The organism is Corallococcus caeni (assembly GCF_036245865.1).
In the GTDB taxonomy this organism is placed as follows: domain Bacteria; phylum Myxococcota; class Myxococcia; order Myxococcales; family Myxococcaceae; genus Corallococcus; species Corallococcus caeni.
In genome coordinates, this window is record NZ_BTTW01000001.1 from 535,187 (window position 1) to 547,375 (window position 12,189).

Annotated in this window: 13 protein-coding genes; 10 read left to right on the forward strand and 3 right to left on the reverse strand. The window is 70.6% G+C overall.

Going from position 1 to position 12,189, the window contains the following annotated elements:
* The first annotated feature begins 50 nt into the window (after positions 1 to 50).
* Genes AABA78_RS02200 through AABA78_RS02210 form a run of 3 tightly spaced genes read left to right on the forward strand, consistent with a single transcriptional unit; the run spans position 51 to position 2,190 of the window.
* Positions 51 to 869 (forward strand): glycerophosphodiester phosphodiesterase family protein, encoded by an 819-nt coding sequence (locus AABA78_RS02200; protein ID WP_338261410.1) that lies wholly within the window; start codon positions 51 to 53, stop codon positions 867 to 869.
* Between the two features lie 13 nt (positions 870 to 882).
* Entirely contained in the window at positions 883 to 1,635 is a 753-nt protein-coding gene (locus tag AABA78_RS02205; RefSeq protein WP_338261411.1) for a deoxynucleoside kinase, read from the forward strand.
* Between the two features lie 36 nt (positions 1,636 to 1,671).
* Positions 1,672 to 2,190: an acyl-CoA thioesterase gene (locus tag AABA78_RS02210; protein ID WP_338261412.1), complete on the forward strand. Its 519-nt coding sequence runs from the start codon at positions 1,672 to 1,674 to the stop codon at positions 2,188 to 2,190.
* 81 nt (positions 2,191 to 2,271) lie between these two features.
* On the opposite strand, the gene AABA78_RS02215 is transcribed toward AABA78_RS02210, so the two are convergent.
* Positions 2,272 to 2,655, reverse strand: coding sequence for a HesB/IscA family protein (locus AABA78_RS02215; protein WP_171421503.1), 384 nt, complete (start codon positions 2,653 to 2,655; stop codon positions 2,272 to 2,274).
* Between the two features lie 101 nt (positions 2,656 to 2,756).
* On the opposite strand from AABA78_RS02215, the gene AABA78_RS02220 reads away from it, so the two are divergent.
* The gene (locus tag AABA78_RS02220) at positions 2,757 to 3,089 is read left to right on the forward strand and encodes a rhodanese-like domain-containing protein (protein ID WP_338261413.1); all 333 of its coding nucleotides are present in this window, start codon (positions 2,757 to 2,759) and stop codon (positions 3,087 to 3,089) included.
* Here AABA78_RS02220 and AABA78_RS02225 read toward each other — a convergent pair.
* Positions 3,086 to 5,308, reverse strand: a complete 2,223-nt coding sequence (locus AABA78_RS02225; RefSeq protein WP_338261414.1) for a serine/threonine protein kinase — start codon at positions 5,306 to 5,308, stop codon at positions 3,086 to 3,088. The two genes, AABA78_RS02220 and AABA78_RS02225, sit on opposite strands and share 4 nt — an antisense overlap.
* Before the next feature lie 114 nt (positions 5,309 to 5,422).
* Between AABA78_RS02225 and AABA78_RS02230 the strand changes: the two genes are divergently transcribed.
* The 6 genes from AABA78_RS02230 to AABA78_RS02255 all read left to right on the forward strand — a co-directional run bounded on the left by AABA78_RS02230 (position 5,423) and on the right by AABA78_RS02255 (position 11,547).
* Positions 5,423 to 6,106, forward strand: a complete 684-nt coding sequence (locus tag AABA78_RS02230) for a hypothetical protein (protein ID WP_338261415.1) — start codon at positions 5,423 to 5,425, stop codon at positions 6,104 to 6,106.
* Between the two features lie 224 nt (positions 6,107 to 6,330).
* On the forward strand, positions 6,331 to 7,578 hold the full coding sequence (locus tag AABA78_RS02235) for a putative porin (RefSeq protein ID WP_338261416.1): 1,248 nt from the start codon (positions 6,331 to 6,333) through the stop codon (positions 7,576 to 7,578).
* 11 nt (positions 7,579 to 7,589) lie between these two features.
* Positions 7,590 to 8,309, forward strand: coding sequence for a VTC domain-containing protein (locus tag AABA78_RS02240; RefSeq protein WP_338261417.1), 720 nt, complete (start codon positions 7,590 to 7,592; stop codon positions 8,307 to 8,309).
* Between the two features lie 6 nt (positions 8,310 to 8,315).
* Positions 8,316 to 10,028 (forward strand): dTMP kinase, encoded by a 1,713-nt coding sequence (tmk, locus tag AABA78_RS02245; protein WP_338261418.1) that lies wholly within the window; start codon positions 8,316 to 8,318, stop codon positions 10,026 to 10,028.
* A gap of 5 nt (positions 10,029 to 10,033) precedes the next feature.
* The gene (locus AABA78_RS02250) at positions 10,034 to 10,744 is read left to right on the forward strand and encodes a DUF4956 domain-containing protein (RefSeq protein WP_171421635.1); all 711 of its coding nucleotides are present in this window, start codon (positions 10,034 to 10,036) and stop codon (positions 10,742 to 10,744) included.
* Positions 10,741 to 11,547, forward strand: a complete 807-nt coding sequence (locus AABA78_RS02255) for a hypothetical protein (protein WP_338261419.1) — start codon at positions 10,741 to 10,743, stop codon at positions 11,545 to 11,547. The genes AABA78_RS02250 and AABA78_RS02255 overlap by 4 nt, the downstream gene beginning before the upstream one ends.
* A gap of 76 nt (positions 11,548 to 11,623) precedes the next feature.
* Here AABA78_RS02255 and AABA78_RS02260 read toward each other — a convergent pair whose 3' ends face one another.
* Positions 11,624 to 12,112 carry a pentapeptide repeat-containing protein gene (locus AABA78_RS02260; protein WP_338261420.1) on the reverse strand — a complete coding sequence of 163 codons (489 nt, stop codon included), beginning with the start codon at positions 12,110 to 12,112 and terminating at the stop codon, positions 11,624 to 11,626.
* Positions 12,113 to 12,189 lie beyond the last annotated feature (77 nt).

Genomic DNA, 12,189 nt, shown 5'->3' on the forward strand with positions numbered 1-12,189 from the left:
ACCGGGGCCCTGTCCGTGACATCGCAGTCAATTCAGGAATAGGTGGATCAATGCTGCCGCGCGACACGTTTCTGCAGGGTCTGAAGCCCACGCTGCACATCGCGCATCGCGGCGGCGCGCTGCTCGCGCCGGAGAACACGCTGGAGGCCTTCCAGCGCGCGGTCCACACGCACCGCACGGACATGCTGGAACTGGACGTGCACCTGTCGCGCGACGGAGAGGTCATCGTCGCGCACGACGACACGCTGGAGCGCTGCACCGACGGGACAGGCCCGCTCGCGGCGCTCACGCTCGCGGAGCTGCGGAAGCTGGACGCGGGCTACCGCTTCACGCCGGACGAGGGCCGCACCTTCCCCTTCCGCGGCCAGGGCGTGCGCCTGCCCACGCTGCGCGAGGTGCTGCGCGCCTTCCCTGCCCTGCGCCTCAACGTGGAGCTCAAGCCGGACGTGCCGGGCGCGGAGGCCGTGCTCGCCCGGCTGCTGAGCGAGGAAGGCGCCCTGGGCCGCGTGTGCATTGGCAGCGAACAGGACGCCATCGCGGAGCGGCTCTACGAGGAGCTGCCCGACGCGTGCCACTTCTACCCGCGCGACGCGCTGGCCGCGTTCGTCCTGGCGCTCAAGGCGGGCGAGGTCCCACCGGAGGACGCGCGCTACCGCGTGCTCGACATGCCGCTGTACTTCGGCGAGGTGAGGCTGGTGGACGACGCGCTGCTACGGGCCGCGGCCGAGCGCGGCAAGTGGATCAACGTGTGGACGGTGGATGATCCGGCGGAGATGGACCGGCTCCTCGCGGAAGGGGTCGGCGGCATCATGACCGACCGGCCGGATCTGCTCCGCCAGCGAATGGACGCCTCTGGAAAGCCGGGTTAAGCCTTCGGGCTCCATGCCCCGCTCCACCGCCCGCGCGCGTCCCGCGACGTCCCGCACCGAGCCGCCCTCGTCCAAGGCGCCGCCCACGGATGGCGCCGAACCCAAGCCCAAGGCCCGCAACACGCTCAAGGTGAAGGTGCCCCGCGCCAAGCGCTTCGTGGCGCTGGCGGGCAACATCGGCGCGGGCAAGACGACGGCCGCGAAGCTCATCAGCCAGGGCTTCGGCTTCGAGCTGTTCGACGAGCCCGTCATCGACAACCGCTTCCTGCGGGACTACTACGGCGACATGTCGCGGTGGTCGTTCACGCTGCAGCTGGAGTTCCTCATCCGGCGCGTGGAGCACCACGAGCTCATCCACTCCGTCAGGAAGAGCTGCGTGCAGGACCGCACGCTGTACGAGGACCCCGAAATCTTCGCCAAGTACCTGCACGGCCTGGGGCACATGACGAACGCGGAGCTGGACCTGTACTACGAGTACTTCCAGCGGCTGTCGCGCCACATCGTGCGGCCGGACAAGGTCATCTGCTTCGACGTGCCGTCGGAGGACGTGCTGCTCCAGCGCATCCGCACGCGCGGCCGCGCGGAGGAGAAGGGCATCGGGCGGCAGTTCTTGAAGGGCCTCAACGGCTACTACGCGGGCTTCCCCCAGGTGCTCCAGGAGAAGTACGGCGTGGACTGCCTGGTGGTGGACGTGTCCAAGCAGGACATCCGCCGGGGCCAGGGCCGCGAGGAGTTCATGGACCGCGTCTCCGCATTCCTGGCCTGACGCGGCGCCGTCTCTCGTGCGACGCTGCCCGGCGCCATGCACGACCTCAGCCCCAAGAGCCCGCGCGACTCCGAAGTGGTGATGACGCAGCTCATCCTCCCCCCGGACGCCAACAACCTGAACGCCGCGTTCGGCGGGAAGGTGATGCAGTGGATCGACATCTGCGGCGCCGTGGCCGCCCAGCGCCACTGCCGTCAGGTCGTGGTGACGGCGTCCATGGACGACCTGCACTTCCACGCCCCCATCCGCGTGGGCTGGATTGCCCTCCTGCACGCGCGCGTGCTCGCGTCGTTCCGCACGTCGCTGGAGGTGGGCGTCACCGTGCACGCGGAGAACCCGCTCACCGGTGAGCGGCACCTCACCACCAGCGCGCTGCTCACCTTCGTGGCGCAGGGGCAGGACGGCAAGGGCGTGCCGGTGCCGCCGCTGCTCCTGGAGTCGGACGCGGAGCGCCAGGCCTTCCAGGAGGCGGAGGCCCGCCGCGCCCTGCGCCGGGGCCGCGGCAAGGAGGAGCAGTCCTGGATGAAGGTGATGAAGCCCGTGGCCGGCGCCTGACCGCTGGACGCACGAAGGGCCGGGGGCACGCCTGGCTGGCGTCCCATCCCGGCCCTTTTCCACCTCGAGCGCGAAGACGGCTCAGGTGGTGAACGACGTGCCGCAGCCGCAGGAAGACTTGGCGTTGGGGTTCTCGAACTTGAAGCCCGCGCCGGTGATGCTGGTGACGTAGTCGATGTGCGTGCCCGACAGGTACTGGGCGCTCAGCGCGTCGGTGGCGATGGTCACGCCATCCTGCTCCCACGTCTGGTCGCCGGCCTTCGTCTCCTTGACGAGGTTCAGGTCGTAGCCCAGGCCGCTGCAGCCGGAGGGCACCACGCGGATGGAGAAGAAGTAGCCCTGGAAGCCCTGGGCCTGGATGACCGTCTTCACCTGGGCGATGGCGGCGGCCGTCAGGACGACGGGCGCGGAGGTGGCGGGCTGGGAGGCCGGCGTGGAGCCGGTGACGGCGGTAGACGTGTCCATGTGCTTCACTCTCCTCGTAGACGGCGCCTCATAACGCCCTGGCGCCCGAAAAGCCAAGGGACCTGACAGGCCCCGTCACGGCTCAACAGAAGATAACCCCCATGCCCATCCCTGAAATCACCCCCGCCGAGCTGGCCCGGCGCCTGGCAGGCCCCCCCGAGTCACGCCCCGTCCTGGTGGACGTGCGCTTCCCACACGAGCACGAGTGGGTGGCCCTGCCCGGCTCGGTGCTGATGCCCCTGCCGGAGCTGGAGGACTTCCACGAGCAGCTGGACGCGCTCCGGGGCCGCCCCGTGGTCGTCTACTGCCACCACGGGGTGCGCAGCCTGGACGGCGCCGCGTACCTCATCGACCGGGGCCTTGAGGCCGTGTCGCTCCAGGGCGGCATCGACCTGTACTCGCGCACCGTGGACCCTTCCCTGCCGCGCTACTAGAGCGCGGAGGCCAGGTCCAGCGGAAGGTCCGTCGTCTCGTCGGGCTTGATGGTGGCCTCGAAGGCCACGGGCTCCTTGAGCTGCCTGCCGCGCAGCTCCAGGCGCTGCTTGCCCTCCATCAGCTTCAGCGTCGTGCCGGCGCTGCCCATCATCTGGTTGTTCCGGTACACCGTCAGGCCCGGCGTCATCCCCTTGGGGGTGATCTTCAGCTTGAGGGTGCCCTCCTTGAAGCTGCGCTCGAAGGTCTTCAGCTCGCCGGGCTGGCCGAACGCGAGCTCCTCCGAGTCCTCCAGGTAGATGCCCTGGGCGTCGTTCTCCAGGATGAGCGTGTCCTGCAGGTGGGCGCCCTGCACGCGCGTGAGCGGCGCGGTGCCCAGCAACGTCACCGGCTCCGGGCTGTTGCAGCGCTCCGTGTGCCGCACGGACACCTTCACCGGCTGGTTGGTGTTCACCGTGAGCCACACGCCCTGCGCGTCCGCGGCCTTGGACGTGAGCGCCAGCATGATGGGTTCGCGGAAGAGCACGCCCACCGCGAGCAGGCCCACGACGAAGCCCACCGTGGCCAGCGCGCGCACGCTGCCACCCTGCGGCTTCACCGGCTCCGGCAGCGCGGGGGCGCTGCTGCGCGACGGGCGGCGCTCGCCGGAGTCCTCGTCGTCCTCCACCGGCGGGGCCACCGGGCGCGGGCGCGGGGCGTCCACGCGGCTGGAGGTGCGGCGGCGCGGCGGCTCCACGGCGGACTGGCTGCTGCTGGTGCGCCGTCGCGGCGGCGCGGGCGCGGGCACCGTGTCCGGATCATCCTCCGGCGGCGGCAGGCGCGTGCGCTCGTCGTCCTCCAGGTCCATCCGGTGCACGCCCGAGCGCGAACGCGCGGGCGGCTCCGACACCGGCACCGCGCGCGACATGGTGCGCCGGGGCGGCGGGACGTCCTCCACGGCCTGGCTGCGCAGGTCCGAGCGCGAGTTGGTGCGCGCGATCTGCGTGGCGTTCGGGTTGCTGGTGCCCGTGCCGCGCCGGGCCACCGGCTCCGACACGCTGGAGCGGCGCCGGGGCTGCGGCTCCACGCCGGTGAGCGACGGCGCGTCGTATTCGTTCGGGTCGTCCACCAGCGCGGGCGCCATGCCGGTCTGGCGGCGGGGCGCGGCCCCCGTGCGGGTGTTGCCGCGCGAGCGCTCGCGCGACTGCGACGGCGACTCGCCCGGAGGCGCGTCCCAGCTCATGTCCGGGGGCGGCCGGGGCGGCGCGGTGTTGGAGTCCTCGCCCACGGGCACGAACTGGCCCTGCTTGAGCTCCTCGTCCAGGCGGTCCGCGAAGAGCGTCTTCATCAGCTCCGAGATCTGCCCGGAGGTGACCAGCCAGCGCTCGTTGACGAGCAGCTCCTCCAGCGCCGTCTGGAACTCGCGCGCGTTGTCGTAGCGGTCGTCCGCGCTCTTGGCCAGGGCGCGCATCACCACGTGGTCCATGTCCCGGGGCACGTCGGCCACCTCGGACGGGGACGGGATGGAGCACTCCATGGCCGCCTGCAGCGTGGCCAGCTCCGAGTCCTTCTTGAGCGGCCGGTGCCCGGTGAGCATCTCGTACAGCACCAGGCCGATGGCGAAGATGTCCGCGCGCCGGTCCAGGTGCTTGCCCGCGGCCTGCTCGGGCGCCATGTACGCGAACTTGCCCTTGATGGCGCCGGACTTCGTCATGGACGCCTGATCCGCGGCCTTGGCGATGCCGAAGTCCACCAGCTTCACCGAACCATCGAAGCTGATCAGGATGTTCTGCGGGGAGATGTCCCGGTGCACCACGTTGAGCGGCTGGCCCCGGTCATCCGTGCGGCTGTGCGCGTAGTAGAGGCCCTCGCACGCGGACGCGACGATGCGGATGGCCAGCGGACGCGCGATCCACTGGTTCATCCCGCTGGCCTTGCGCATGACCCGGCCCAGGTCCTCGCCGTGGATGAACTCCATGGCGATGTAATAGGTGCCGTTGGCCTCGCCGAACTCGTAGACCTGCGCGATGTTCGGGTGGTTGAAGCGCGCGGCGATCAGCGCCTCGTTCTTGAACATCTCCACGAACTCGCGGTCCTCCGCGAGGTGCGGGAGGATGCGCTTGACGACAAGCTCTTTCTGGAAGCCCTCGATTCCGGTCTGACGCGCAAGCCAGACTTCGGCCATGCCGCCCGTGGCGAGCTTCTTGAGGAGCTGGTATTTCCCGAATGCTTGAGGGTTCATCCCGGGGACTCCCCGGGGGGAGCGGGCTCAGTGGAAGGTGACAGGGCAGCGCATCTTAGGGGACGGCGGCCCATGAGGCAAAGGCGCAGGACCTCCTCGTTGGGGTGGGTCGTCATGACCTGCCTGCTGGCCCTGCATGCCGCCGCGGCCCCGGCACCGGATCAGATAAAGGTCGAGCGGCGCGGGGACCTGCTCTCCCTGTCCTGGCGGGACGCGGAGGACCAGCTCCAGGGCGTCCTCACCCCCGCGGTCCCCCGCCCCGGTGAGCCCCTCCGGCTGACGCTGTCGGTGGGAAACCTCCAGGGCCCGCCCTTCCAGGGCGCCGTCACGGTCGCGTTCTCCCGGCAGGGCGTGCCCGGCCAGGTGACGCGCACCCTGACGCGGGACGCCGTGGGCTGGAGCACGGAGTTCGTCCCCGACGAGGCCGGCGCGTGGGACGTGGACGTGCGCTTCCTCACCACCCGCCCCAAGGCGGCCCACGCGCGGTTCACCGTGAGCGAGCCTCCGGTTCCACCCTGGGTCTGGCGCGTCCTGCTGGCGCTGGCCGGGGGGCTGCTGCTGGTGCGGGTGCTGTACGCCGTCACGCGGCGCGGCGTGACGCCCGAGCACCCCATCCCTCCCCTCCCCCAGGCCGCGAACCCGGAAGCCACGCCCGTGGAGCCGGGGGCCGCGCCGCCGGTGGATCCGCCCGCGCAGGCCACGCCGCCGGAGCCCGGCCCCGCCGCGCCGCCGGAGCCTGGCACCACCGCGCCCGCGGGGCCCGCCGCGCCGCCAGTCGATCCGCCGGCTGATCGGTAAGACCGCCCTTCTTACAGCCCGCTGTTGCAGGCCCTACAGGCCCCGGGAGGGAAAAAACCTTCCCAGGGTGGGTCTCGTCACGTCCACGTCACGGGTCATCCGCCCCGCGAGCCCCTTCCGGATGTCCGGCAGTGCACGTCCCTGCCCTGGGCACCAGGGTTGCACGGGAGAGCAGGCAGCAGGTCGGATGGCGTGGGCATTTCCGGGGCGGGGAGACATCGGGCATGGGCGGGAGGGGGCTGGAGGAGAAGGGGTGGCGGCGGGGGCTGCTCGTCGCGGCCCTCCTGGGCCTGCCGGCGGTCGCGGGCGCGGCGCCGGAACCGGACGAGGACGCGGCGGCGGAAGCGGAGCAGCCGCTCGAGGTCTCCGGAGACGACGACGCGCTGGACGGCGCGGTGGCGCAGGCGATGCCGGGCGGTTCGCAGGGGCCCGTCATGGGCGCGCCGGAGCAGGTGACGGAGCCGGGCGCGCCGGTGCCGGACGCGGCGGTGCCGGGCAAGAAGAAGAAGAAGGACACCGGGCCCAAGGCGGACACGCTGGGCGAGGCGCCGGACGAAGCGGACAAGGTGGACGACAAGGGCGGGCCCCAGCAGCGCATCCGGGTGTTCGGCCGCGTGTTCGCGCGCGCCGCCGCCGATGAGCGGCAGAAGTACGAGCGCGACCTGGGCATCGAGTCCGCGCGCGTGGGCGTGGCCGCGTCGCTGTCCAACCTGGAAGCGGAGGTGAGCGCGGACCTCGCCTCCAAGGCGATTCTCAAGGACGCCTTCGTGCGGCTGGCGGACGACGACAAGCGCCTGCGGTTGTACGCGGGCCGCTTCAAGTCGCCCTTCCTCCAGCGCTCGCAGGAGTCGGCGTGGCGGCTGCCCATCCAGGAGCGCGGGCTCGTGGAGGACTACCTCACGGAGACGAACTCGCTGGGCGGCCGGCGCCTGGGCCTGATGGGTGAGATGCGGCTCAAGGAGGCATGGGGCCTGAAGCTGTCCGCGGGCCTCTTCGAGGGCGGCGAGGACGCGAGCGGGAAGCGGCTGAGCGAGGACGGTTCCGCGCGCCTGAGCATCCGCCCGTTCAAGTTCCTCACGCTGGGCACGAGCACGTACCTCACGCAGGTCATCGACGGGACGAAGCAGTACGCGACGGCGGCGGACGCGGAGCTGACGCTCTGGGGGCTGACGTTGACGGGCGAGGCGGCGGCGGGCCGGCTGGCGTTGGGGCCGTTCCGCTCGCAGTCGGTGCTGGCCTATTGGACGGTGCCGGTGGGCCATGAGGGCTGGGCGGTGCAGCCGGTGGTGGGCGCGGAGGCGCTGCAATTGCAGGGCGGTATCCAGGCGCAGGGGCATTCGGTGACGGGGGGCTTCAACGTGTTGCTGGCGGATTCCTTCAAGGCGCAGGTCCAGGCGGAGCGTGCGCTCCGGCCGGGAGACGTGGCGCCCGCGCTCGAGCTGTCGTTGCAGCTCGCCACCCGCTTCCGGTGAGGAGACTGGAGATGATCTCGTTCGCTGAAGGCGAAGTGACGAAGCTGCGTCGTGAATTCAAGCGCGTGCTGGACGCCTCCGAGGCCAAGGCGGTGTGCACGCGGCTGTCGCAGGAGCTGGGCGGGGTGCTGCCGCCGCCCACGCGCATCGTGTCGGTGTACTTCGACAAGCCGGGCCATCCCCTGACGGAGCGCGCGCTGCGCACGCCGGAGGACTGCCTCAAGGTGAGGACGAAGGAGTACTCGCCGGACGTGGGCGCGGCGGGCCGCGAGCGCGTGGTGCTGGAGGTGAAGCGCGAGCGCAACGGCCTCACGCAGAAGCGGCGCGTGTGGGTGCCGCGCGCGGAGCTGGGCCGGGCCATCCGCGGGGGCGTGAGCCTGCTGCCGCTCATCGCGGGGGGCAGCCTGTCGCCGGTGCTGGCGGTGACGTACCGGCGGCACGTGTACCAGGTGTCGCAGGAGTGGCGGGTGACGGTGGACCGGGACATCGGCTTCCACGCCGTGTCGCCGGAGCTGGCCCTGTCGCCGGTGGCGCTGACGGTGGAGCGGCTGGGGATGCCCGCGTGGGAGGACTCGCGGGTGGTGTTGGAGGTGAAGCACCTCGGGGCGGAGCTGCCCGAGTGGCTGTCGGCCCTCAATCCGGGGGGCCCGGCGGCGTACAGCAAGTTCGCGGAAGGCATGGCGCGGGTGCATGCCTTCGCTTCAGGTGGCGTTGGGGTCGTAGGGGGTTAGGGCACCGTGTTCATCGATTTCGAAGGCATTGACGGCAGCGGCAAGACGACGCTGTCCAACCTGCTCGCGTCCCGGCTGAAGCGGCTGGGCTACAAGGTCGCGCACGCGCGTGAAGGCGGCGAATTGCAGTCGCCCACCGCCCGGCGCATCCGCGAGCTCACGCGCGACGCGCGGCTCCTGGAGATGGGGCCTCGCGCCGAGTTCTTCCTGAACCTGGCCCGCGACGCGCAGCAACTGGAAGAGGTCATCGCGCCCTCGCTCAAGCGCGGCGAGGTGTGCATCACCGACCGCTACCTCTACTCGCAGCTCGCGCTGACGGGCGGAGGGCGGGGCCTGAAGGAGGAGCAGCTCCTGCCCTCCTGCGAGCTGGCGTCGCAGGGGCTGTGGCCGGACCTGGTCATCCTGGTGGACGTGGACCCGGACCTGGCGCGGCTGCGCAAGCGGCTGGGCAAGGTGCAGAGCGGCAAGGTGAACGACACCGACAGCCGCAAGGGCCTGGTGGGCGCGGGGCTGGCGGTGCGCGTGCGCGAGGCGTTCCTCGCCCAGGCCCGCAGGGACCCGGCGCGGTGGATCATCCTGGAGAACAATGATCAGCCGCTGCGCGTGCTGGAGCAGCGCCTGGTGGAGGCCGTGGTCGCGCGGCTGGAAGGCCGTGAGCAGCCGGTGCAGCGGCTGGTCCCCGCCCCCACCCCGCCGCCGCCGGGCGTGGCGTCCGTGGACGACGTGGAGGAGCGCTTCTTCCACGCGGTGGACGGGCTGGAGGCACGCGAGCCGCAGCTGGCCGCGTGGCTGCTCAACGGCATCCCGGGCCTGCCCGCGCACCAGCGCCGGGTGGCGTACGCGGAGCGGCTGCCGGGGCTCGTGGCCCGCAGCCTGACGGGGCTGGATGACGACACGGCGTGGACGCTGCGCGACGTGCTGTCGGCGAGCGTGCCGGTGGACGTGGCGGAGGGCCTGGGGTTCGTGACGTCCCCGCGCTCGCACGCGCTGCGGCAGCGGCTGTACGCGCAGGCGCCGGCGGCGGTGCTGGAGGGACTCAAGCGCCAGGACTCGCCGGAGGCGTGGGCGCTGCGCGAGCGCGGCATGAAGGACGGCCACCTGTCGGCGGTGCTGCTGGGCCTGGCCGGCGTGGACGGCGAGGAGTCCTGGGTGGTGCGCGAGGCGGGCATGCAGCGCAAGCTGTACTCGGAGGTGGCGCGCAGCCTGGGCGGCCTGGCCACGGAGCGCGCGGACGCGCTGCGCGAGGCGCTGATTCCGCACGACCGGCTGGCGGTGCTCAAGAGCACCACGGGTTTGGAGACGCCGGTGGCGGTGGGGCTGCGCGAGCAGTTGGAGAAGGGCGCGCTGAAGCTGGTGCTGCGCTCGCTGACCGGCGTGGATACGCCGCGCGCCTGGGCGATGCGTGAGCGGGGCGCGCAGCTCACCAAGGAGGCGCTGGACTCCGTGGACGGGATGGATTCGCCGCGCGCGTGGAAGCTGCGGGCCTCCGCGGCGCGCCGGTGGCCGGCGACGGTGGTGTCGTCGATGAAGGGGTTGCCGCTGGTGGCGGAGACGCGGGCGCTGCTGGATCGCATCCTGGAGGAGCAGGCCGGGAAGATGCCGGTGCTGCGCAACGCGTACGCGGTGGTGGCGCAGGCCCGTGCGCTGGAGCAGGCGCAGCGGCCGGTGCGGTCCCTGGTGGAGACGCTCGGGGTGGACGCCGGGCGGCAGGAGGCATGACGCCCATGGAAGGTCCATTCGGTGCGCTGTTCCAGGACGTGGAGCAGGAGCTTGCGTCGCTGTCGATGGGGGCCATCCTCCCCCGGCTGGTGGCGTCGGCGCTGATTGGCGCGCTGCTGTCGTCGCGTCCCTGGCGGCTGGTGCTGGGCAAGCCGCTGCCGAAGGTGGAGATGGTGCAGGCGCAGATCCTCCTCTGCGCGGCGGCGGCGGTGATCACCGCGGTGATTGGCAACAGCGTGGCGAAGGCGTTCGGGCTGGTGGGCCTGGGCGGGTTCGTGCGGTTCCGGTCCGGGCTGAAGGACCCACGTGACGCGGCCATCCTGTTCCTGGTGATTGGCCTGGGCATGGCGTGCGGCCACGGCAACCTTGTGCTGGCGTTCGTGGGCACGGGGTTCGTGGCGGTGCTGCTCTTCGTGCTGGACCTGTTCGAGAAGAAGGCCGTGGCGGCGAAGGAGCCGAAGCAGCGGCTGCTGGTGTCCGCGCAGGCGGACGACCTGGTGCGCGCGGAGGCCACGCTGAGGACGGCGCTGGGCGAGCGCAACGTGCTGGTGAAGAGCTGCGCGTTGGACTTCTCCGCGCGGCGCGTGGAGCTGGAAGTGGAGGAGCCGGAGCCTGGAAGCCTGGCGGCGGCGTTGGGACGGACGGAAGGGGCGCCCTTGCGGGGGCTGCGGTGGACGGCGGTGAGCGCGAAGGGCGCGCGGGAGGAGATGGTATGAAGTTCAGGAAGCTGGCGGTGCTGTTCGCGGCGTGTGGGGCGTTGGCCGCCTGTGGTGGCGGGGGCAGCCTGCCCACGGGGAATGATCCGGGCTCGTCCACGACGAACCCGGACGGCACGGTGGACCTCCCGGGCAACCCGGTGGACCCGAACACGGGCGGCGGCACGAAGCCGGATCAGCAGGCGGAGGTGACGACGCTCTGGCCGCTGACGACGGGCTCCCGGTGGACCTACCGCATCACCGACCCAGCGGACGGGGTGTTCAACAAGGTGGTGACGGTGCAAGGCCCGGAGACGGTGCCCGGCACGACCATGACGGCGGTCAAGGTGCACAGCCAGCAGGACCGCACGCAGGCGGGCACGGTCTACGAGGAGAACTCCTGGCAACTGGAGCTGACGACCGGCGTGGTGGTGCGTCTGCGTGAGGAGGACATCCTGGACGGCGTGGCCTCGAAGGCGACGACCTGGTCCCCGGCGATGATGAAGTCCCTGGCGACGACGCCGGCCTCCATCCCCTGGGAGCGCCAGGACAAGGTGCGGGAGCTGATCACCTACGCGGCGGGCGGGACGGAGGGGAAGGACCCGACCTATGTCTGGAAGGTCCTGGAGAAGGACGTGACGGTGACGACGCCCGCGGGCACGTTCACGAATGCCATCAAGGTCCAGCGCGACAAGCTGAACAAGAGCGGCGAGGTGAAGGAGGAGAAGCAGCGTCTGTACTGGCTCGTTCCTGGTGTGGGCAAGGTCCGCGAGGACGGGGAACGCCTGGAGGAGCTGGTGTCCTACGACGTGAAGAAGCCGTAGGCCGCTGATTCATCTGGATGGGATTGAGGCCCGGGTTGGCGCGAGGGATGCGCTGGCCTGGGCTTTCGAATGCTGCTCACTCGTCATCAGGCCTTCCCCAGTCCCGTACGGAATACCGGAGATTGGCGCCAGAAAAATCAGCGCCCAAAAAATCAACGCGCTGGAGATTGGCTCGACTTAAATCAACAGCGTCCAGTTTAGCTCCCCTCAACGAAGCCCCTTCCAGATCAATAGACGACATATCAGATCGGGAAAACACCCCGCCTTCCAGACAAGCGCCACGTGCATTCACGCCATGAAAAACAGCAGCCGTGGCAACCACCCCCATCAATGACGCAGCAAAAAGCCTTCCACCACCCAATCGGACTCCAACAATCAAGGTTCCATCCAGAACGGCATGATCCAACCAGACTCCGGTCAAATCGACGCCACTGAGATTTTTCCCAACAATGCGCACCCCTCTCATATCAAGCCCATAGGGAACCAAATCAGCCCCAGGCATGGAGCGGACAATATCAACCCACTTCCAATCCCTCGCCACCAACGAGGCGACAATTCCATCCAAACAAGCAGCCCCCAACGGGCTTGCCCAGCGTTCAATTAGCGCTGACCTATCCATTCCTGCTCCCGCATTTAACCTTC